We start from the raw sequence: 21,249 nt of genomic DNA, 5'->3' as shown, positions 1-21,249 counted from the left end.
TCCCTGCCCCTTCAAATACGCCAGCGTGGAGTCTTCGTAAAGTGGATCGATCGGCATATCAATTGCTCGCTTTCGGAACGGGGCGCGTAAGATGAATTAAGATCGGCGTGCCGCTCGTGTCGGTCACTGGACGCGCTCCGGTCATGACGGTGTACGTTCCGCCGATACCGACGCGCTGCAGCCGGTAACTCGAAAACTGCTTCATAAACTGATCAACGGGGATCTTCGTCCCGTTCGCGACGACGGCATCGACGGGCCGACCGTCCGTCCGGTTCTCGATGCTCGAGACCGATGCTGTTTTCACACCGGCTTCGAAGTCGTCATCGCTCCACCCCCAAGGCTTCGCCGCCACCCAACGATCGCCGCGAATATCGGTGCCTCCCGTCTTCAAGAGACCACCTGTCGCAACGTTGATACCGCTCTCTATATCCGTCGAATTCGGCATGTCGCGACCATTATTTCGGGCTGCTGCCACTGCAGCGAAATAGGCCGTTTCCCGTGCGTCGCTTAATTGCTGTGGAGGCAATGCGTCGCCAATCTGCTTTGCGATAGTGGCTTGCAAGCCGCTGGCGGCCGCGGCGTCAACCTTCACCGTTTTATTCGCAAGTGCGTCCGCGCCATCGATGACATATTGGGCGACGGGCATGCCGCTTTTAGTCATGAGCGGCCCCCCGGATGGGTCTGCGGCACCTGCCTTCATTGCGAGCGCAACCGCTGGGTTCTTTTCCTTCCACTGCTCCGCGAGATCATTGATACGGCCTGCATTACCCATCGCACGGCCGAGCGCCGACAGCGCCTGTGCCTTCGTGTTGTTCGACAGTGCGTCAATCGCCTGCAACGCCGCCCGCGACTCGTCCGGTGTCAGCAACGACACACGCCGGCCGGCCGCTTCCTCGACGCGGCCGACAGCCTGTGCACGTGCCGTAAGCGACGACACCAGTCCTGGAATGCTCGTCGTGTCGACTGGCGGCACGGCCTTGATAGCGCCGCGTGCAAGTGCGGCGTTCCAAGGATCGACTTTGTACGCCTCGATACTCGCGGTGTGGATTTGGTCAAGTTGCTTCACAACGGCGGCAGTGTCCGGATCGGTTCCGTTTGTCACCATTTCGGCGTGGTATCGCTGCAGTGCCGCCGCCTGCTGCGCGAGCGAACTACTTGCAAACCCAGCATTCTGACTCGCAATGGAAAGCAGTTTTTGCGCGGGGGTACCAATCGACGTGCCGGTCGTTGCTGACAACAACTGGTTCTGAAATTCGGGGCTTAATTGCAACCCCTGATGCACTAGGTCAAGCGCTTTGTTGTACAGATCTGCGGCATTATTTTCACGCTGTAACGCCTCGCGTTCGGCCTCGTTCTGCTGTTGCGCGATCAGAGAACGAGCGTGGTTCTGCAACACGACCATCTTTTGCGCAGGTAGGTCACCGACCCACTCGTAACCTTGCGGCGGCGCTTGATCTGGTTTTCCCGTCAGTGCCGCGAGTGCCGCGGCGGGATCGTCGGCAACCATACGCGCACCGGCCGCTGCCGCTGCTGCTTCCTTGAATTGCTCGACAAGCTTCGATTTCGTCTGCGCGTCGAGCGTGGAAGAATTGATGAGTGCGATCTGTGACGCGCGTGTCGTGCCGTATTGGCTCGGATCCATCGCCACCACACGCGCGGCGGCGTCGTTGCCCTGTGCATACTGGTCAATGTTATAGGCGCGGTGCTGCTGCGCTTGCCAGTTGATCGCGTTCGATGCGAGCGAAGTTCGCAACTCGTCAAGCTGCAATGCATAGAACTTCTTTGCACGTCCTTCGGGCATCTGTCCGAGTTGCTGCTGTGCGTAATCGTCAAACCCTTTCAGCACGCTCGGGGTAAAATCTGGTGCCCCAGGCGCCGCGTTGTCTTTCATCTGCTGCAGGTTCTGCAGCCACGTGACTTTATCGTTACCGATCTGCCGCGCGACCGTCGCCTGCTCGTCCTGCTGACGCTGAGCTTCAAGAACCCCGGCTGTCTGCGCCACCGCGGCGCCAACCTGCTGAAGCGCAACCCCCGCCCCGTCTTGGACACCCACAAGCGGCGTCTGTGCACCGGACGTTTGCAACTGCGGCATTACCTGTGATTCGTAGGTGGGAATCTTGATCGCCATAGTCAAGAAGGCATCGAGAATAAGATCGGGTTACCGGCTGCTGTCTTGCCGAACGTTTTGAGGCTTGAGCCAATACCGCCCACACCGCCCAGCTTTGCGTATGACGACAGTCCACCGAGCACCGATGCTGCGGCCGACAATCCGCCGGCAAATAGCCCATTTCGTGAACTCGCGCGCGCGGTACGTGCTTGATAGCGTTGTTGCTGCGCCTGATCTTCGAGCGATTGCCCTTGCAAAATCCCTTGGTAACGTAGCTGCAATGCATCGAGTTCAGCGTTGCGTGCGCTCTGAACCTGCGTATCCAGCGCCGATCCCTCACTTGGATTGAAGCCAGATTCAGCGATCGCCGCGCGTTGCGCACCAAGTTGCTGCCCCGCTTGGCGGCGTTGCACCGTCTCACGGTTCACGTTCTGTGCATAGGTCTGCTGCGCCTGCTGATCGGACAGCGCCGCGTTACGGTCCAACGCACTGGCCTGTTGGCTGTACTGGTTTCCTTGGCCTATACCGGAGGACAACGCTCCAACACCCGAGAGCGCCGCGCCGCCGATCGCTAAGGTCATCGGGTCCATTTATTTCACCCTTGCAAAAAGAATCACGTCACGGCCGTCTACCGTGTATTTTCTTCGCACACCTTCCTCGATAAATCCGAGCCGGCGCGCCCAAGAAATACCAGCGCAATGCTCCGCGTCGACGTCCATTTCGATACGTCGCCAGGGGGCATCGTTTAGCACGTCGCGCACCATGCGATGCGCTAGCCGGAAGCGCAGCAGCAACTCAGGCGAGATCAGGGTCCACGCTTGCGCACGGTTTTCCCATATCTCGACGATGCCCCCGCAACCCAACGTCACACCGTTTTCGACGAGTGCCCACCCAACACCGGGTAACGAGCACAGGTGCTCTGCATAGGCGTGCGTGAGCACCCCCGCAACATGCGCCTGCGCCGGCTGCAATCCAATCGATAGGATGTGTTCAGGGACCAGGCGCTCAGCGATCATCCTGTGTCTCCACGATCGGGAAAAATCCAAGCAGCGTTACCGGCAATGGTTGGTCGTTCTGGTAACAGATCCACGACTGCCCTTCATAGCTGCCGCGCCAATTTGCCTTGACGTCGCCCGTAAAGAGCGGCACGGCCCGGTCCATCGAATTTGATGGTTTTCTAAAATTCAGGGGCTCGAGATCAGCGTCCTCGAACGTCGGGCCCACCTTGCCCCCCAAGCTTCGCGAAAGCCGCGTGACAACGTTCGTGACTCGCTTCGTCTTTCCCTGCGCCGTCCCGTCAGCAGAGCCCGCGTTAAGTTGCATGGTTTGAACACGGCATCTCTGCGGGATTCCGATATGAACGATGGAGGAAGGCCAATCGAGCGTGATTGAACCGCTTGAAACCGTCCGCGTTTGGTGTGCGGCGCCATCGGTCAGCACCGCAACAGTTTGGCCTTCAAGATGTGATAAGCCCGAAATCACCGTCGTCGGTGCACCACGGTAAGTGATTCCTGAGTCAACATAGAACGCTGCGGATTGTGGATCGTCGTCCTGCAATGATGGGCTGAGCCATTCGACGTAGCGCACGGTCTGCCCGTTAATCTGTCGACGTACAATCATCCAAAGGTCATCGGCAGCACCATCCGGAGCAGGCATCGACGCAACGCATTCAACAAACCCGTTTGCGTCGGGATGGCGGTGCCAGCCATACACGTCGCTGCGTCCCGTCTCTTCGTCATACGTCACGGCGATTAGCTGACCATCAGCGCGCGCAGCCCAAATGACGGAGTGCGGCTCTTGCTGATAGCAAATCGACATGATTCCGTTATTCGCTTCGTTTCTGCCGCGCGTTACGTGATCCGCGAGCTTCGTAACGTCAGTAGATGCATAGTTGTCTGATGAAAAATCGTATTTGAAATCGCGCAACTTGCGCCCGCTCTTCTGCACGAAAAGAAGCGTCCCACCGACTTGCACCGGTTGCAATCTCTTCGATCCGTAAGAAGTACGGCGCGATGCGTTCAGGTTTGTTGCACTAATCGGCTGCGATGCGTTCGCCGGCCCAACGACCCATTCGTCTCCCGTCATGCCGATCAACAAACTGTCTGACTCGACCATCCAAGCCAGCTTATTCAGTTGCCGCGCATTGAGTTGCTCGACGATAGCCGAGTCGTCGGTCTGCTGGTCGGCATCCTTCGTTTTAAAATTCTCGAAATCGGCCGATACGGACATGGCGAGCCAACGATCTCGCATCAAGCACAATCTATTGCGCCAGAACGTACCCATTTGAGGGAAACCGTCCGTTGCGTTGAATAGCGCGCGCGCCCATTTGTACGTGCCCAACGAAACAACGGTGTCCGGCAACATACACGGATCGGTCGGATCGTTCGTTGTAACGACCCCCGTCACTGTTCTCGCATCTGTATAACCTGTGATTTGCACAGTGCCGTATCCAGAATGCAGATACAGCCACATTGCTCCGACAGCACCGTAGTTATCTCCTTGCTGGTCAGTGAAGTCGCCGTCTGCGCGCTCTCCGAAAGTGTGCGTCGGAGTCTCGGCTCCCGTTACTTGGAAAAATTCCGGAACATTAGGCCCGATCTTCGTACATCGATACGTCCGCGTCTCGACACGCCGCACGTCCCCGACAACGATACGTTGGTGTACGGCCCACGGTTTCACAAACGAGTTATCTTCCTGCTCCAGATAGAACAGCGTCCCGATATCCGATGGCCGGAACAAATCGCTCGTCGCGGTGAGCGTGACAGCGCCGCTCTGCCCACTCGCCCGGACCTTGATACCTGCATCGCTGTTCACAGTTGTAAATGGACCGCCTACGAATGTCACGGCACGCAACTCGAAAGTCGTCGCAGAAGTGCGCAGCAATTTTTGTGTCGGATAGGAACCGTGAAACAAATACATCGTGTCTGCGCTTTGCGTCGCGCGGATCGCAAACGTGCCGTCCGGAGTTGTGAGATCGTCGAGTGCGTATGGCGTCGCTATTTCAACTGGCACGCCGCCATTAACGAGCTGTCCGCGGTTGACGAAGAATCGAATATAGCGATCGCCAAACTCGAGCATGTAGGCGATCCCGTCCGATACGATGAACGGCAACAGCCACGCCCAACGATTCGAATCCTTAATAGGTGCGGCAAATCGCTTGCCGCCACGGCGAATCAGCGGGCCTTGCACTGTTGCAATGAAATTTTCGAGTGTTAGGCAGCCATTCGCGTATTTTGCAAGATCGACGCGCGCGCCCATCAACGGTGAGAGTTCGCCGGCGTCGAACGATACCTGCTGTGGAGAAGCCTTGGGCACATACCCCCCTATCGCCGACTTAATATCGATCCACTCGATCGCACACCGTCGTTCCGTGACGCGATTCGATCCAGGTGTCATCAGCAATTGACTGTGGCGGACGCTCTATAGCGTTGATTCGCACGGCCGCCGCGATCGCGCGGCTGTATGCCGCCCATGCAGCCTGTTGCTTGGTTGCGCTCTGCGTGAGCTCTTCGCATGACTCTGCAGCGAGTCGGCACGCGAACGCCTCAATGAACAACGGTGCAAATGCGTTTGGATCAGTAACGCGACGCACATACCGGATTGGTAGCGGTGCGTCGAGATCCGTCAGAATGTTGCCGCCTTCGAGGCTGTATAGCCCCCGTGTATCCGTTCGTCGGTAGATCGTGAACGAACCAATCTGAATTAACGAGAGATGATCCTGGGGCAACCGGTACTGATTCGCAAATCCAAAAGCAGGGGATTCGGCAAGTTTCGGCAGTAACGCACGTGCCTTCGCGAAATGCCAGCGGTGTTCAGTCAACTCCGCGTCACGCACGGTTGCAAACATCGAATTCAATGTTGCCGCCGCCTTCGAGTCTTCACCGAGTGACGTAATGCGCGACGACCCGAGCTTAGTCAACGCGCGATTGGCAATTTGCACCTCCGATGCCATACGTCAGTCCGTTATTGCAAATCGGCGCCGTCCGGCGCGTCGGACAAGTCGGAACCAGTCTTCTGAACCATGCTCGACGTGCCGTCGGCGCGACCACGGACTTTTGGGCCCGTCAGCACCTCGTCGGTCGGAACGAACCACGACGCCTTTTCACCCTTTTCGACGTCGAACACTTCGCCCGGACGCTTGCGCGCGCCGCGGTAGAAACCCATCTTGATCGCCTTGACCTTCGGCATGCTGTACCTCGTGATGTAGTTGAACAGACGGCAGTCGCCACCCTATTTCCCCTTCGATCGGCCCGCGTGAATTACGCGATGCCGTCCGGGTACGCCTGCCACGACGCCGGATCTTGATCGGTCAGGAACGCGTCGACCGTCATGGACGGCCCCGTACCGCCGAGCGTGTAGTTCAGACGCAGATAGCGTTCGTTATTGAACGGCATGCCGATCACAACGCGCTGGCCGGCCTTCGGCGCCGACGGGGAAACCGAAGCGATGACCGTCGGCGATGCGAAGCCGACGTTATCGTCAGTCTGCAGATCGATCTGATACGTGCCGCCGGCGACCGCATCCGCCTTGAACGCGACGACGATCCACAACGGACGGCCGGGACCGATGTCGCGGTCGCTGCCGAGATCGATGACGTTCTGCGATGCGCCCGTCGCCGACAGCGCCTGCGCACGCGAGAATTCAAGAAGCGAGTCGATGTACATTGAGATGCCCTTTCGAATGGTGTTCGGTAGAATCGGACGGCGCTATAGCACCGTCCGGCCGCGTTAGACGACGCGCGATTCCGAGTTGAGAATCGCGTCGGTACGGCGCACCGGGATGCCGTCGAACATCATCACGCGCTGGCCCGCGACCGTTTCCCAGGTCAGGTTGTTCGCGATCTTGTCGATGATGCCGAGCCGCAGCTTCTCGCGGATGTTGCGATTGACGTACCACGCCGCGCGGCCCATGCCGAACTGCGGGATGCGTTCCGACGCCATGATCATGTAGCGGATGAGCGCTTGCGCATTGGCCGACGTCGCGAGATCGGACACATCGATGTTGCAAACGCGCGCCACGTAGCGCCAGTCGCGCAGCGTAAAACCGATATCCCACTTGTAGTGCGTGCGGTACGCTTCCATGCGGCCGCCAGCGTTGTCGACATTCTCGACCGTCACTTGCCCCTTGTCGTCGACGTTGATGCCACCGGCCTTCGAGCCCTTCGGGTAGATCATGTGCGCCGTATTCGGTCCCCACACGACTAGCCAAATCGACGTGTTATCGGAACCCGTTCCACCGCCGTCAATGATGTTTTCAGCGTTCTGCGCGGACAGCGAGTTGTAGCGCGGCGCGAGACCGGTGAATTCAGCCGGCGCCGACCCTTCGTTGCCGTAGATCAGGGTCTGCGCCGCTTCCTGGTTGATGCCCTCGATGTGCGCGTGATCTTCGGACAGGCGGAACGCCATCGTGTTTCCGTTCAGATCCGCGAGAGCCTTGTCGACCTCAGCGTAGTCTTCGAGCATGCCGCAGTTGTCGGTAACCTGCACTTTGGTCGCCTTCGTCGGCTGAACGCCGCCGTACAGCTTGCGCCACGTCGGCGTCGGCAGGCCCGAACGGATCGTCGTGCGGTTGCCCGTCGGCAGGTTGCCTTCGATGAACGTCGCGTCGGCAAGCATCTCGTTCGTCTGATCGAGGATCTCGATCGTCTGCGCCGGCGCGCCGTCGGGGTCGAGACCCTTCGCGATGTCGGCGATAGTCGGGTTGTTCGTAGCAAGAGTAACCATGAATGCTCCTTACGTTTTTGTGTTGGCGTAGAACTTCGCAGCGCGTTGTTCAGGGGTGAGCGCCGCGCCGCTGCTACCACCATCGCCACCCGGATTCAAAGTTCCCTCACTCAGCGACGCGCCAATCGACGAAAACACCTTGATCGCCTGTGCGTCGCCCATCTGACCGGCGAGCTTGTCGATCATCTCGACTGGCACACCGAACTTGCGCATCGCCTGACGACCGAGTTCGACGTTCTTGTCGTAGCTGTCGCCCCACTCGCCTTTCAGTGCCGTGAGTTCGACTTCGCCCCTCGCGATTCGCGCAGCTTCGGCTGCGTTGTTCTGTTCCTCAACGTAACCGTTCCACTTTGCGGCAAGTGCCTTCGCGGTTTCTGCCGGCACGCCCGTTTCGTGAAACCACGTCGCTGCCGTCTTTGCGAAATCGTCGTCCCCGAGCTGGTAGTCCTCGACCTTCGCTGGTATCGCATGTCTCGCCTCGAAGTCGCGCATCGCCTTCACCGCGTCACCCACGTCCTTGAAGCCCTTGGCCTCGACGAATTGCCGCAGGTCAGCATCGGCGATAGATTGCAGCCACGACGACGGGGAATCCCCCGTATTCGCAGGCGGCGTACCCCCGTTGGCCTGCGTTGTATCCGACGTTGGCGTGCCGCCCGCGGCTGACGCGCCGCCGTTTGGTGCACCACCGGCGCCTGGGTCAGCCTCGAGAAATCGGAATTTTCGAATCATGCGAAGAAACATGGAGCCTCCTGTCAGGTAGTCGTATTGCTGTAGAACTTAGCTGCGCGCTGCTCGGGAGATTGCGTTTCAGGTGCGAGTGCCATGTCCGTGATTTGCATCGACAGGCTAGTGTCAGTGCCATCCTGATTCTGGTACTGGCTCTTGCTGCACACCTCGACGCGTGCCACCAGCGTCAGCGGCGTGCCGACGTCTGGCAGCGCGGTCATGCCGAGCTTGGCGAGCGCTTCATCGTCGAGATAGATCGTCAGCCCGCACGGGTATGCGGGCTGGTCTTCCGGCGCGGCGAGCGCGGCGAGCGCGGTGCCTTCGCCGGCTTCGGTCTTCGCCTCGGCGGGCGTGAGCTTCATCGACACGAGATTCATTCGGCGACCTCATCCTTGAGGGAATTGAGATGTTCGTCGTCCATGCCGAGGATCTGGATCAGTCGCACAAACACTTCGCGCCGACCTTCGGCGACCATCGTCGCGAGCGGGTCAATCGTTCGTTGCACCGGAGACGTGATCACGGTCGACTGGTTGGCGCGGCAGAACTGCGCGAGATCGGCGAGCACGGCCTCGCCGGCCGGCGTAAGCTTCCCGCGCTCGTCACAGAAGCACCGCCGGTATTGCTCGCGGCGGTTCCAGAAACGGAGAAATCGGTTCGTGGTTGTTCGCATCACACCCTCGCCGTCTGCGCCGACACCTGTGCGTCTGCAAGGTCTTTCGCTGCGCCAGCCGCGACCGGCGCGGCCGCGAGCAGCGTTTGCATTTGCTGTGCTTGCGCTTCCTGCTCAGCAGCCACCTGCAATTCATCGTCAGTATTCATCGCCTCGACCGGCACGCCGCCGTAGTCCGCAAGCAGTTTGCCAATCCGCTGACCGTTGACGAGTTTCGCCGCGCTTTGGTCGAATGCCTGAACGACGCTGAGTTGCTGAAGCCACTGCAGAATCGCCGCGCCCTCGCTTGCACGCATCGCCTTATTGAGCGGGCTGTCGTATTCGATGTCGACATCTGCGCCAGCGTCATGCAACTCAGGCGGCATCGGCGGGAATTGACCGGCTTCCGACAGGATGTCGATTTCGCGCTCGATCATGGGCCCGAGCAGTTCGGCCTGGGTGCGGCCGAGCGTCGGCGCGAGCAGCACACCTTTCTCCTGCGCGCGCTGCAGCACTTCCGTCGCGGTCATGTCGCCGCTGTCAACGAGAATCTGAAACAACGTGACATAGAACCACTGGTTCACCGTCTCGCGAGTTTGATTCGCGAACTCGATGCCGATCTGTGCCTGTTTGCCGAGATTCAACGGTTTTGCAAGTTCGTTGCCACGCTCATCTAGGCCGCCCCAATTCAATGAGCCTGAGCGCAAGTCAAACCCTTCGAGTGCGCCATCTTCTGGCAACAAAATTGGCGGATCGACCATCTTTTGCGCGCCGCGAATATTCGTGCGCGCCTGCTCATTCGCCATACGGATGTCGGGGATTGCGTCATAAGCCGGGCTCCCGCCGTACACATCGGCGGTGCCGACATAGAAACGCCCAACGGCAATTGGGAACGTGCGAAAACCACTCTGCTGTACGACTCGCTCGCGGCCTTCGTCAAGCCAATAGGATGCAAACTTCATGTTGCGGCCGTCGAGCTTGCGGGGATCGCGGTCGGCGCGCGGCTCGACGACATGTAGAAAATCGAATTCCTTCTCGGGATCGCGCTCCAGCACGAGTTGCATTGACGGCGATAGGTTCGCGCGCCCGAAACGTTGGGCTGCCTGTCGAGCAGTGAGACGCCACGCAACGTGCGTCTTGTCGATGAGACCTGCATTATTCTCTGCGAACCAAAGCTGGCTGAGCGGGAGATTCCGATAGACGATGCCGTGCCCGACGTCGTGCTCGATCATCAGCGCGCCGGGTCCGAATAATCCAATGCTCTGGTATGTTGCACCGATCTGCGTCACAAACCCACCCTGCCAGCGATAGCGCGCAGCAAACAGCGTATTGACAACCGATTGCAGGTAGCCTTTGACGTTCGGCTGTTGGGTGAGCGCTTCCGAACTGGTCGCAAGACGATGCCAAAACTGTGTCGCCGGCGTGATCATCGAGTCGATTGCGGCAACGAAATTACGCAGCGCCAGCGGCGCGGTCGAGTCGAAAATCTTCTGCGAGCGTTCGCGGCCGCGGTCATTTGCGTTGCGTGGCTGCTGTCCGAACTTATCCAGCCGCGGCATCAAGTAATCGATGACGTCGTTCCAGACAGCCTCATACGACTGCCGCTTTTGCCTTAAGCGCTCGTGATCCGCGCGCAGCGCGTCGATGACCTTCACGTCGTCGTTCGTCACGTCACTGGCCCAAGATTGCTTTTCCGGCGGCGGAAGTGGCGACCGGTGCGCTTACGGACGACGCACCGACGGTCGCGGAATCCCCCGCAAGAATAGTTGCGGCCGTGCCACGACGCTTACGCAGACGCGCGGTTGCATCATCGGCAGCCGCTGACGTATCGGTCGTTGGCTGAGTCGTGTCGGGAACGGGCGGCGGCGCCGGAATATCAGGGGTCAAGCCAAGAAAATTCATAGCCTCTCCGGGGAGTTCCTGGAGAGGCTATGCGGATCGAGGCGGGGAATCCCCCGTCTTTCAGTCGGTGATGGCGCGCGTGGGGCGCGGGCCGCCCGCGCGCTTCACACGCACCAAGTGCTTGTGCTCGCCTGCACCGACGAGCAGGTATTGCGCGGCCTCGGCCACGTGCGAGTACATGTTCTTGTCCGCCTTGTCCGCGTACCGCTCGCCGCTCACGGCCATGCGGCGGAAGCAATAGCCGCCGGACAGCGCTTTACGCAGCGTGCGGCAATCGGGATGTACGAGCAGGCCCGGCTCGCCGTCGATGATCCGCGTCAGCGCCTCGTCGACGGCGCCGTAGCGCAACGCCGTGTCGTTCGTCGGCGCGGGTCGCGCCTCGAAGCCGGCGGCACGAAGGATGCGAAACGGTGTGTCCTCGTCATCCGCCTGCGAGCGCTGGTCGCCAGCCGGGTCGCCGTAGATGCCGCCAATCTCGAAACCTGGGTAGATCTCGGCAAGATGGCGCTTCAGCTCAATCCCGAACTTCCGCGCACCCATGCTCGTCGCGACAACTTCCGACCGGATGCGCCAGCCGCCCATCGGTTTGCGCTGCCCGATCACGGCCGCCGGCGTCAGGCCGAAATCCATGCCGATCCAGAGTGGTTGCGACTTCACAAGCTCGAAGAGCTTGCAATGCAGCGAGTCCGCGTAGTCCGGATGCACAGGCTTGCCGTCGACGACGAATCCGTATTCGTTGCCGAGGTTCACCTTGATCCAGTCGAACTTCTTGCCCTGCATGCCGCGCTCGTAGTATCCGGGCGGCAGGTTGTCGATATTTTCGGCGAGCGGATTAACGACCCACCGATCACCGTCGCGGATGACGCCGCCCGGTTGCCGGAAGAACGCGTAACCCTCAGGCTCCGTTTCCTCTGCGAGCACGTAGTACCAATGGTCCGAATCAGGCGCGTTGGTGTCACCGAACACGCCGTACCAAGTCGGGTGCACGTCCTTCGGGTAGCGGCCGACGCGCAGGTCGAGCATGTCGAGAATTGGCTTCGCGAGTTCCTTCACTTCATTGAGCCACGCGAACGTGAGCTGCATGCCGCGCAGCTTGCGCTCGTGCTCAGGACGATCAAGCGCGATGAACACCATTTCGGCTTCGACGCTTGTGCCGTCCTCAAGCTCGAACGACAGGTGGTGCGTCGGTGGTTCCAGGCCGCCGCCCACCCATCGACCGAGATCGCCGAACATATCGAGCCAATCCTTCGCGGTCGTCGACAGCAGGTCCGGGTACGTGTTGCGCACGGCCGCGCCGCGCGAGCGCCGCACACCATCGGCATCGGGTTCCTGCTCGCACATGATGCGGAATGCCTTCCAGCAGCTGGCGTTCGTCTTACCGCTGCCGAGCGGACCCATGATGAACGAGCGCGGCGCGCGCGAGAGGATGTAGCGTTCGAGCGTCTCGCCCTGCGGCTTGTAGTGGAATTCGATTTCGCTCATGGCGCATTGTGGAAGAAGCGATTGGCGAGCCCCATAAACGTCGCAGGAACATCTCCAATAAACGATGACCGCTTTTCGCTATCACGCACGTTCTGCTCGATCTCGAGCATCTCGCGAAGCTGCCGTTCGATCGTGCGCTCCTGCTGACGTTGCCGAAACGACGAGCGCTGGCGGCGCTTCAACTTGCCGCCCTTGCGCTCAAAGGCTGACACTTTCAATCGCGGCCGGACGCCGCGCGCGAGCACATTCAACTTCATTGCTGATCCCCTTTCTTGCGGCCGGTCAGATCCTTCACGCGCACGCGCGGCTTCGTCAGTTCGAGCTTGTCGTTCAGCAGACCGTGATGCCGGAACATCAGTTCGAGCACGCGGTCCTTCGACTGAGTCTTGATCTCGAACCCTTCCTTTGTCCGTTTCAGGCCGGTGTAAAGCGCACGCACGGCGGGCGGCAGCTTACGCGTGTCCGCGATCACTTCGTGTTGGACGCCCTCGCCGAAGCACTCGGGGCACGTGGGGTGCGGATCGCGGCGCGGATCGAAGCCGAAACCGCCCGACTCATCCGGCGGCGCGGGCCACGCGTCCGGCGGCACCTTGGCCTTCTTCGCTGCCGCGAGAGCGCGCGAATGCCCATTGACGGCGGTCATAAGCTCGCGCTCGTTCTTCCACTGATACGCGTGCCCGACACCCCAGCAATGGCGACAACAGCGATGCTGGTACGAGATCAGCTGATTCACGTCGGCCAACAGCATCGACTCGGCCAGTTTGAGCACCTGATCCGCGGTCATGCGCGTGCGCTCGCCGCGTGCTTTCATCGCCGCATCGATAGCGGCGGCGATTTGCGGTTTCTTGAGGTTCTCATCACCGATCTGACCCGCGGCCTTCACGCTGTACCCGGCGCGCCGCGCAGCGGCCGACGCGTTCAAGTCGACGAGATATTCGTCGATGAATCGCTGTTGCTTTGCAGTCAGCTTGCTCATACCTGCACCGTCCGCGCGCTCGGCATGGTCCGCAGCATCGTTGCGCGGCGCGGCGCGTCGTCACGCCCGCGGCCCGTTCGCCGGCACCAAAAATCGAGAATCAACTCACCGCGCCAGTGTGACGGTGCGCTCACCTGTTCGGCGTAATCCCGCAGTTGGCGTTCGCTGATCGCCCCGCGCAGTTCGCGCGACACCTGAGTCGGCATCAGCCCGAGACGGCGCAAGTCGAAAAGAATTTCGCGCCAGTCAAATTCGATAGGCGTCATAGACTACCCTCCTTCAAACTTGCAAAATTTTGCATTCCTAATCTGTAAATTTTTACAGGTTCTTCGTTGTACCGTTTTGTACCGTTTTCATCGTGTTTTTGGTTATCTTTTCTCAGTCTATATAGGCGAGAAAAGATAGCCAAAAACAACAAAATAACGGTACAAAACGGTACAACCCAACCCCATGTTCGAAGCAAACGCGCGATTTTTAGCGCGCTCGCTTACGCTAAGTCGCAAACTTCAAACCCCCGCTCGGCAACGACGCGAATTCCTGCGAATCCACGCCCACGAACACCCATCGTGTGCTGAATTTGCAAAAAACCACGCGCAGACAAGCGACGTCCGAGCGCGCGCGAATTTGAAATAAATCGCAGTTCTCCGCGTCGCTCAGCGAAATGCCTCCACGACACCCACAATTCCTCATTCGAAGCGGCGTATGAATCCCCAACGTTGCAGCACTCTTCGATCCAGTCAGCCAGCAAATCCATATCCGCCTTGTACGAGTCACGCGCTGCGGCGATGCTCTTCGTCGGCTTCAGGCCAAGTCGGCGGTATGCCAGCGCGCCGCGCACGCACCAAGCGAGCACGCCGGGCAACTCAGCGGCGATCCGCTCAGCGCGGCTCGTGTCCTTCTTCACGTCCTGATCGGTATCGAAGTTCCGTGTGAACGGCACCAGCATCAGACGCCGCCAGATCGCATGATCGTCACCCTTCACGATCGGGCGATGGTTGGTCGGCATGAAAGCAACCCAGGTCGGAGTAATCTCGACTGTCGTCTTGGCCCACATACCGCGCGCCGGGATCGGGTCGCCGCCGGTCATACTCTTCACCAGCCCCTCGCGCAGCTCGCTTCCTTCGTCCGGCTCGCCAACGTAGACGAACCGCGCGCCGCGCAGGCGTAACAGATCCTCGCGTGCCTGCCCGCCGGCGTTACCCGCTCCCGCGCCGGACGAGAGAAACGTTTCGGCGCTCGCTGACTTGGCATAGCCCCCAAAAGCGCTGCGAATTGCGCCGAGCACCGTCGATTTGCCGTTGGAACCCGACCCAAAGGGGATAACGAGCACGTCCTCCTTTGGCTGCCCGAGCAATGCATACCCAACAAGGCGCTGGAAAAACTCGATCTGTTCGGTGTTATCGAAAAACACTTCGCTAACCGTCTGTTCGAACAGCGGCGCGCTAGCAGCGGGGTCATACTCAATTGGTGTAACGACCGTGATCCGGTGTTCCTTGTTCGGCGGCAACAACACGCCCGTGTGCAGATCGACAGCGCCATTGGCAACGCCGAGCAGGTGTGCGTGCTTGTCGAGTTCGTCAACGGGCACGACGACGCGCGGATCGGACGCCGCGAGCCGAATCATGTTCGACACCATCGCGGCTTTCTGGCAAGCGGCGCAGAATTTGAAAAACTCGATACGCTCTTCGTCGCTCTGCAACCCGTCGACTTCATCGGGCAATGCGCGGATCGTCTCTTTCGCCAGATTTTCAAGCTCAACCTGTACGGCACGACGCCAGTAGACGCCCGTCCATATGAACCACGCTTCGAGTTCGGGGACGTACATCAAGCCGGCGCCGTAGCGATCGAGCATACGCTCGGCGTTACCGAACTCTGTACGAGCGCGATACCCCTTCGATGGTTTGCCGTCCCCGCCGCCCTTTTTCGAGGCGCGCGGCGGCTTGGCTGGTGGATCGGATTCAAAAAACAGCACTGGCGGCTCTTCCGGAGTGTCGCGTGCCTCGACCGCGTTAGGTTCGGTACGTGCTGGTGCTCCAACGGCGGCAGCTTCGGCGCGCGCAAGCACATCGAAATCGTCTGCGATCGGCTCTAACCAACCGTGCGTACGTGCGTGATGCAACACCGTGCGGCCGGTAATCGGCGCGCGCTCGTCAGGTGACGTCTTCCCGATGTGCGGCCAAACTCGCTCATCGAGAAACCGCGGGTTGTACTTGCTTGACCGAGCCGAGAGTTCGTGCGCAAGCGCAAGGCCGTCATCCGAGCCGCACGTCGCATGGTGAATGCCGAACACAACGTCGCGCCACGCCTCGTAGTCAAGCTCGTCTGAGCCGCTGTTAGGAATCATGTCGAGCGCTGATTTCAAGATGCCGAGTTCGACTGGCACGTCGACCGCGCTAGGCAAAACGATTTCCTCACGTGCGGCGCGCGGCACCCTCTCGCTAATCAGCCAGTCCATTTCGGCGGCATACCCCTTCGGCATGTCGTCGAGTTCGAACGGGTCGAGCGGCACTGACGCACCGGCAAGCGGCAGGACAAACATGTTGCCAAAGCCGTCGGACGGTACGCTGTTCTGCTTTGGGAACACCTCGACTTGACCCGCCGCGAGCCCCTTCGTACCGTCGCGCAATCCGCACGCGGCCAAAGTTGCGCGCAGCGCAGCGCGAACGCTATAGGCATCTTGCGGTTCATCCCACAACAAATAAATGTGCAGCCCCGCACCACCGGATGAGCGGAACGGGATCGGGCGCAAACCTTTTGCCTCAAGCTGCGCCATGATGCGAAGCGCGGCGGCCTGCATGTCCGGCCACGGCGTCTCACCTTTGTGCGAGTCAAGATCGAGCAATGCAACACGCGTTGTCGACTCGCCGGGGGCAATCTGCGCCACACCGTAGGCGGGCCCACCGTTGACGTGGTGCGCGAGTTTGTCTTCAGTAAGGGGGCGGCAAATATGGGAAGGCGCGCCGTCGCGCTTGACCCAACAGTGTGAAGTGACGACGCGAGAAACGATCGGCGTGAGCGCAGCAGCGAGTGTTTTATTCTTCATTTCCATTGTAATAGGCGGCCACCGATCAATCCTCTTCCCACACGAGCCGCCGCGCAGTCGAGTCGTCGGACATCGCGCGGCCCGCGATCGTTGCCATCGCCTCATACATCGCTCGGTCCACGCACACTTTGCTCTCCGGGACAATCTTGAATCCCAAGTGCGTAATCATCGCGATCGCGTCTTCGAGCTTGTCGGTTTTGGTTCGGCTCACTGTCGATTCCGACACCCCCTGCGCAACCGCGAGCGCGGCCTGAATGCCGGGCTCTTGCAAGCGTTGCAAGACCATGGAATACGCCTTGCGTGACCTATCTGCTGCTGCCTTGGATACTTCACTCATCGTGCAATCTCCAAATCAGCAACAAGTTCGGGCCAGATCAAGTGCCAGTCGTCCGGACGCAAATCGCGACGCGAAACAACCCCCTTTGTAACGCACTCGATGAGCACACACCGCTTTTCGGAGATCGGGCAGTGGCCGGCGGCCATCTGCGATAGGTAGGACACAGACACACCAAGGGCGCCAGCCAGTTTCGTAGCCGTCCCTCGCTCGCTTGTCCGGATGAATTTTTTCAGGTCCATGCACGGCAGTTTAGTTATAGCTAAACCTTCGGTCAAGTGAACACTAATTTAGAATTATCTAAACTTCCTGTATGAAAATTCAAGAAATTCGCCGCGCGCGTCTGCGTGAATGGACCGAGACGCACCCCATTCCATCCAAGGAAAAAAGCTATTTTTCGCAACTCCTGGGCGGTGGGTCGTTTGGGGAGCGCGCTGCGCGAAGACTTGAGCGCGACTACGAAATGGGCGAAGGCTACCTTGACACGCCTTTCGAATCGCTGCCGGGTACCCTTCAACTCCCCGAAGACAAGGGGAATGTCCTGGTGTGGGAGCACCCGGAAGATCTGCCGCCAGATGACGATCGCGTCTGGCTGGACAAGTACGATTACAAGTTCAGTGCGGGGACTGGATTGATTCAGTGGGAAGTGCGAGAGAAAAAGCAATTACCGTTTGACGTTGGCTTCTTCAAAGCCTTGGGCGTGAAGCCTCAGGACTGCAAGCTGGTGCAAGTGCACGGCCGCAGCATGGAGCCCTACCTCTTCAATCGGGACATGATGATGATTTGCACGACGCGCACACACGTGCGGGACGGGCGGGTCTACGCCGTGTATTTTGAAGACGAACCCCTCGTGAAACAGATATTCAAGGAACCCGAGGGTGCGCTTCGGCTGCATTCCTACAATCCTGAGTTTCCCGATCGGGTAGTCACCGCAGACCAGCTTGGGGGGCTGCAGATAGCCGGCGAAGTCATGTACCGTTCAGGCTCCGGGCTCGCGGGCGGCAATTGATCGCTCTACTTAACGGAGATGCTATGACAACGCCGGAAAACAGCGAGTTAATTAACCGCCTGCGATTCGAAATAATCGAATACAACAGGATGACGCGTGAAATCAAAGAGCAACTTCAGCAAGCAATCCAGCGAGCAACAATGTCTTCGCCAAATAGCATGCCCGACCCCGCTTTTCTTTCGCTTGTTGCAAATTTGACGAATATCATGAGCCAAGCTACGGCTCGAATCGAGGCGGGCCCAAATGGCGGCTGAAATCCATCAACTCGAACAATGGGCAAAGAACTACAGAGAGCCCCCGCTTCCCGCATTTGACGGCGGGGGTGGTGGAGGCGATGATAGCGGTATGGAAACCCGAATTTCAGCGCTCGAAGCAGCCAACCTTGAGACTCGCGACCGGCTCGCGAGAATCGAAACTCGTCTCGATTCCGTCGCGACGAAGGCCGATTTGTTGGATGTGAAAGCGACGCTTCACCAAGAAATCAACGCACAGACGTGGAAGCTCGTGACGTTCGTCTGCAGTTTCGGCACGGCACTGGTTGCCGCAACCTACTTCCTCGCTAAGCATGTCGCCTGACAAGCTGCGCCCCGTACCAAGCTCGCTGGCGGGCATTGAGGCAACACAAATGGGAGACGAATACGAAACCGGAATCGGGGGCGGGCTAATGTTGCTCATCATCGTACTGATCACGGTTCAACCCCTTCTTGTAACCACCGGGTTGCTAATGTCAAATGCTCTACTCGAAGAAGCAAACCCAGTGCTGCGTACCGACCCGGTGTGGGTGGCGTTTAAACCAGTGCTATGGGGCATCCAATCAAGCGTACTTGCCGCGGGTGTAGCCGCCGGGTTTCTCCTTTGGCTCCATCAACGGCCGTTCAGCGTTCTCTTTGCAAAGCTATTTGCGTGCGCGCTACCACCGATTGCACTGGCCTTAACTTGTTTCCTTACCCGCACTGAATACCCGCAACTAGCTCAAACATTAGAGTTCACTTCTCGCTCCGTTGCAGCGATTGGCGCATCCTGCGTGTGGTCGGGGCTATGGCTGATCTATCTATCGAAGTCAAAACGCATCCGCGAAACTTACAGCCGGCGTTAGGGCTGCATACCGCCCCCGAACATCAAGCCCCGCCCTCGCGCGGGGTTTTTCTTGCCCACCATCGCCACCGCTGCGCTGTTACAAATTTTCCCACCCGCGAGTTTAGTTTTTGCTTGACTGGAAGGTTTAGTATTTACTAATATTCATTCCAAGCCGTCACGGAACGGCACACCGCGAACAGCGGCCAGCTCTTTAACAATCGTAGTTTTCACGCCGGGACCGCATAAGCGAAGCAACCGGCCGTGTGTAAGGCGGCACCCGAGAACGGGAGTAGCGACCCACGCCTAGCAGCTTTGAGCGGATCGGCGCATACCAGTCCGCTGAAATCTGCTTTATACATTTCGCATTACTAAATGGAGATTCGCATGTCGATCCTGATCAAGTTCATCGCTGAACACGGTTGCCGAGCTGTGCCGCTCGGCTCGGACAAGTTTCTCTGCGAAGAGCAGTTCGCGGGCGAGAGCTTCCCTGACACTGCGAATGAATTCTATGGGCCCTATTGGACTCCAGTTCCTGCGACCAAAGTAGCAGTGCGTAACTGGCTCGGCTATTAATCAAGACTCGTAGCTGACCCGGATGGCATTGAACGTCAGTGTCGTTCGTTGAGCGCTGTCATATTTTCGGATTCCTAATCAGATACGGACTAACGCAACGCGAAGGGGAACGAGGATGGACGATTTCGGCAACTCGATCAACAACTACGCATTCCTGGTACACAACATGATCTGGAAACGGATCTATTTCTTCACCAGCGCCGTCAGCGGCGGTGCGCACGTCGTGCCTGCCGATAACGTGATCTAACCGCCCCGCCCGCTACAGGAGAACGACGTGTTCATCGCCCACGAAATCAATTTTTCAGGTCGCCCGTTCTACTTCAACGGCTTGTACGAAGTCGGGGCGGGTAGTCCGTACTTCTGCCACGCCAAACGATATGAATCGCGTGAGGACGCCGAGCGCGCTGTTGCGCCCTGGAACCGGATGGGTCGAGCGTTCAAGGTGCGCGAAGCAACTCCCGACGAAATAGCGCAGGCGTAACTACTGGAGCCAAACATGAGCGAGAAAGCCAAGGCGGCAATCGCGAACGCAGACGCGCACCTGAACGATGCCGGCCTGCCTACCTACTCGGAATTGGTGGCGGCATTGCGCGCGATGGCTGAAGCTGGCAAGCCGATACTTGCCGACCTTCCGAATTTGAGCCCGGAGCTGAAAGCACAGAAGGCATACGGAGCCTATATCGGGGCGCGCGACATCCTCGGCAAGCTGGACGCCGCCTGACCAACCACGCCCGCTACAGGAGAACGACGATGGCACGCGCAAAGGTGGAAATTATCATCAGCAAAAACGAAGGCGACGAAACCTATCGCATTTCATTCGGGCTTGTTGGCACGTGGCGCGGGGTTGCGCGACTCACGCTAGAGAAGGCGAACGCCGTCGCGCAAGACTTGCACGACGAAGTTATTCGCCAACAGACAGGCCGCCCCGTCATCGTCCGGAATTACGCCTGACCAACCGCGCCCGCTACAGGAGAACGACGTGCAAACCGAGATCAAGAAATTTACGCGCCACATTACCGGCGACGAGCTGATCGCAGCATGCGAGCGCGAAGGCTTCCCGTGCCAGCCGCGCAAGTACCTCGAAGAAGGTAGCGATTACATCCACTTCGGGTTTCAGCACGGCCGCATCTTCGTCAGTGCGCTCTACAGCACCGTCAACGGCCGAGCCTTCGGCGAATACGCTCAGTCGACCGGCAAAGGCGCGCTGAAGAAAGGAACCGACTTCAGCACTGACGACACGCTGGATGGTACGCCTTGGTTTGATGCGTTGCTGTCGTTCCTGTACCTCTCCTGACCGTCTTCAAGCTGCACGAGATGTGCTAAAGAGCGCGGTGCGGCTGTAACCCCTCTTCTCTCAGCGTCGCGCACAATTGTGGCCCTCAGATAGCGCGACGCTTTTTCGGCGAGCGGCCCGTATGGCGCTCGCCATTTTTTCGGATAACAGATCAATTACGGCTTAGCCGTGCGGTCCCCTGTCTCTACCGTGCGGCTATTTGAAGGGGCGGTCTGAACGACGCCCTGCTTTTTCTGATTTCATTTGGGGATAGGAATGTCACAAATCACTGCTATGGCCAGTACCGCCGGTTCCGTGCTTGAGCCGTCCGCAGGGTAAATAGCTTCGCCGCGCAAACATTATCACCTTCGGTAT

General features: G+C 59.1%; 29 protein-coding genes. 10 read left to right on the top strand and 19 right to left on the bottom strand.

What is annotated here, in order from left to right; genetic code table 11:
* Positions 1-58 precede the first annotated feature (58 nt).
* From WS68_RS18415 to WS68_RS26510, 19 genes are all read right to left on the bottom strand, one after another.
* The gene (locus tag WS68_RS18415) at positions 59-2,128 is read right to left on the bottom strand and encodes a hypothetical protein (RefSeq protein ID WP_059516625.1); all 2,070 of its coding nucleotides are present in this window, start codon (positions 2,126-2,128) and stop codon (positions 59-61) included.
* A 2-nt stretch (positions 2,129-2,130) separates the two neighbouring features.
* A complete protein-coding gene (locus tag WS68_RS18410; RefSeq protein WP_125910451.1) occupies positions 2,131-2,697 on the bottom strand; it encodes a hypothetical protein in 567 nt (188 codons plus the stop codon).
* Positions 2,698-3,123 carry a hypothetical protein gene (locus tag WS68_RS18405; protein ID WP_059516621.1) on the bottom strand — a complete coding sequence of 142 codons (426 nt, stop codon included), beginning with the start codon at positions 3,121-3,123 and terminating at the stop codon, positions 2,698-2,700.
* Entirely contained in the window at positions 3,113-5,422 is a 2,310-nt protein-coding gene (locus WS68_RS18400; RefSeq protein ID WP_059516619.1) for a phage nozzle protein, read from the bottom strand. The genes WS68_RS18405 and WS68_RS18400 overlap by 11 nt, the downstream gene beginning before the upstream one ends.
* 19 nt (positions 5,423-5,441) lie before the next feature.
* A complete protein-coding gene (locus WS68_RS18395) occupies positions 5,442-6,059 on the bottom strand; it encodes a hypothetical protein (protein WP_059516618.1) in 618 nt (205 codons plus the stop codon).
* An 11-nt stretch (positions 6,060-6,070) separates the two neighbouring features.
* Positions 6,071-6,295, bottom strand: coding sequence for a hypothetical protein (locus WS68_RS18390; protein WP_059516616.1), 225 nt, complete (start codon positions 6,293-6,295; stop codon positions 6,071-6,073).
* A 71-nt stretch (positions 6,296-6,366) separates the two neighbouring features.
* Positions 6,367-6,771: a Bbp16 family capsid cement protein gene (locus WS68_RS18385; protein WP_059516614.1), complete on the bottom strand. Its 405-nt coding sequence runs from the start codon at positions 6,769-6,771 to the stop codon at positions 6,367-6,369.
* A gap of 63 nt (positions 6,772-6,834) precedes the next feature.
* The gene (locus WS68_RS18380; RefSeq protein ID WP_059516612.1) at positions 6,835-7,830 is read right to left on the bottom strand and encodes a major capsid protein; all 996 of its coding nucleotides are present in this window, start codon (positions 7,828-7,830) and stop codon (positions 6,835-6,837) included.
* A gap of 9 nt (positions 7,831-7,839) precedes the next feature.
* Entirely contained in the window at positions 7,840-8,571 is a 732-nt protein-coding gene (locus WS68_RS18375) for a hypothetical protein (protein ID WP_059516610.1), read from the bottom strand.
* An 11-nt stretch (positions 8,572-8,582) separates the two neighbouring features.
* The gene (gp10, locus tag WS68_RS18370; protein ID WP_059516608.1) at positions 8,583-8,933 is read right to left on the bottom strand and encodes a capsid staple protein; all 351 of its coding nucleotides are present in this window, start codon (positions 8,931-8,933) and stop codon (positions 8,583-8,585) included.
* Positions 8,930-9,226, bottom strand: coding sequence for a Bbp19 family protein (locus WS68_RS18365; RefSeq protein ID WP_059516606.1), 297 nt, complete (start codon positions 9,224-9,226; stop codon positions 8,930-8,932). Before WS68_RS18365 ends, gp10 begins: the two co-directional genes overlap by 4 nt.
* Positions 9,226-10,875, bottom strand: a complete 1,650-nt coding sequence (locus WS68_RS18360) for a portal protein (protein ID WP_059516604.1) — start codon at positions 10,873-10,875, stop codon at positions 9,226-9,228. Before WS68_RS18360 ends, WS68_RS18365 begins: the two co-directional genes overlap by 1 nt.
* Positions 10,876-11,167: 292 nt before the next feature.
* Positions 11,168-12,589, bottom strand: a complete 1,422-nt coding sequence (locus WS68_RS18355) for a TerL (RefSeq protein ID WP_059516603.1) — start codon at positions 12,587-12,589, stop codon at positions 11,168-11,170.
* On the bottom strand, positions 12,586-12,846 hold the full coding sequence (locus tag WS68_RS18350; RefSeq protein WP_059516602.1) for a hypothetical protein: 261 nt from the start codon (positions 12,844-12,846) through the stop codon (positions 12,586-12,588). Before WS68_RS18350 ends, WS68_RS18355 begins: the two co-directional genes overlap by 4 nt.
* Positions 12,843-13,565 carry a terminase small subunit gene (locus WS68_RS18345; protein ID WP_059516600.1) on the bottom strand — a complete coding sequence of 241 codons (723 nt, stop codon included), beginning with the start codon at positions 13,563-13,565 and terminating at the stop codon, positions 12,843-12,845. The genes WS68_RS18350 and WS68_RS18345 overlap by 4 nt, the downstream gene beginning before the upstream one ends.
* Positions 13,562-13,831 (bottom strand): hypothetical protein, encoded by a 270-nt coding sequence (locus WS68_RS18340; RefSeq protein ID WP_059516598.1) that lies wholly within the window; start codon positions 13,829-13,831, stop codon positions 13,562-13,564. Before WS68_RS18340 ends, WS68_RS18345 begins: the two co-directional genes overlap by 4 nt.
* A gap of 221 nt (positions 13,832-14,052) precedes the next feature.
* Entirely contained in the window at positions 14,053-16,614 is a 2,562-nt protein-coding gene (locus WS68_RS18335) for a phage/plasmid primase, P4 family (RefSeq protein WP_082710138.1), read from the bottom strand.
* A 19-nt stretch (positions 16,615-16,633) separates the two neighbouring features.
* Positions 16,634-16,894 (bottom strand): hypothetical protein, encoded by a 261-nt coding sequence (locus WS68_RS18330; protein ID WP_059516596.1) that lies wholly within the window; start codon positions 16,892-16,894, stop codon positions 16,634-16,636.
* Between the two features lie 47 nt (positions 16,895-16,941).
* Positions 16,942-17,184 carry a transcriptional regulator gene (locus tag WS68_RS26510; RefSeq protein WP_059516593.1) on the bottom strand — a complete coding sequence of 81 codons (243 nt, stop codon included), beginning with the start codon at positions 17,182-17,184 and terminating at the stop codon, positions 16,942-16,944.
* 71 nt (positions 17,185-17,255) lie between these two features.
* Between WS68_RS26510 and WS68_RS18325 the strand changes: the two genes are divergently transcribed.
* From WS68_RS18325 to WS68_RS18300, 10 genes are all read left to right on the top strand, one after another.
* Positions 17,256-17,951: a S24 family peptidase gene (locus WS68_RS18325; RefSeq protein ID WP_231753056.1), complete on the top strand. Its 696-nt coding sequence runs from the start codon at positions 17,256-17,258 to the stop codon at positions 17,949-17,951.
* 23 nt (positions 17,952-17,974) lie between these two features.
* Positions 17,975-18,205, top strand: coding sequence for a hypothetical protein (locus WS68_RS27815; RefSeq protein WP_082711897.1), 231 nt, complete (start codon positions 17,975-17,977; stop codon positions 18,203-18,205).
* Positions 18,195-18,527 carry a hypothetical protein gene (locus WS68_RS18320; protein ID WP_082711896.1) on the top strand — a complete coding sequence of 111 codons (333 nt, stop codon included), beginning with the start codon at positions 18,195-18,197 and terminating at the stop codon, positions 18,525-18,527. The genes WS68_RS27815 and WS68_RS18320 overlap by 11 nt, the downstream gene beginning before the upstream one ends.
* A complete protein-coding gene (locus WS68_RS26505; RefSeq protein WP_082710137.1) occupies positions 18,517-19,047 on the top strand; it encodes a DUF2569 family protein in 531 nt (176 codons plus the stop codon). Before WS68_RS18320 ends, WS68_RS26505 begins: the two co-directional genes overlap by 11 nt.
* 365 nt (positions 19,048-19,412) lie before the next feature.
* The gene (locus tag WS68_RS18315; protein WP_125910449.1) at positions 19,413-19,601 is read left to right on the top strand and encodes a hypothetical protein; all 189 of its coding nucleotides are present in this window, start codon (positions 19,413-19,415) and stop codon (positions 19,599-19,601) included.
* Positions 19,602-19,716: 115 nt separating this feature from the next.
* Positions 19,717-19,848 carry a hypothetical protein gene (locus WS68_RS29300; protein ID WP_269434553.1) on the top strand — a complete coding sequence of 44 codons (132 nt, stop codon included), beginning with the start codon at positions 19,717-19,719 and terminating at the stop codon, positions 19,846-19,848.
* A 27-nt stretch (positions 19,849-19,875) separates the two neighbouring features.
* The gene (locus WS68_RS26500; RefSeq protein ID WP_082710136.1) at positions 19,876-20,082 is read left to right on the top strand and encodes a hypothetical protein; all 207 of its coding nucleotides are present in this window, start codon (positions 19,876-19,878) and stop codon (positions 20,080-20,082) included.
* Between the two features lie 15 nt (positions 20,083-20,097).
* On the top strand, positions 20,098-20,322 hold the full coding sequence (locus WS68_RS18310; RefSeq protein WP_059516587.1) for a hypothetical protein: 225 nt from the start codon (positions 20,098-20,100) through the stop codon (positions 20,320-20,322).
* A 29-nt stretch (positions 20,323-20,351) separates the two neighbouring features.
* On the top strand, positions 20,352-20,552 hold the full coding sequence (locus WS68_RS18305; RefSeq protein WP_059516585.1) for a hypothetical protein: 201 nt from the start codon (positions 20,352-20,354) through the stop codon (positions 20,550-20,552).
* A gap of 28 nt (positions 20,553-20,580) precedes the next feature.
* Positions 20,581-20,895: a hypothetical protein gene (locus WS68_RS18300; protein ID WP_059516583.1), complete on the top strand. Its 315-nt coding sequence runs from the start codon at positions 20,581-20,583 to the stop codon at positions 20,893-20,895.
* Positions 20,896-21,249: the final 354 nt, after the last annotated feature.

It is taken from the genome of Burkholderia sp. TSV86, assembly GCF_001522865.1.
Lineage (GTDB): Bacteria > Pseudomonadota > Gammaproteobacteria > Burkholderiales > Burkholderiaceae > Burkholderia.
Note: the sequence above shows the minus strand (reverse complement) of the source record. Positions and strands in the feature narration are given on the sequence as shown.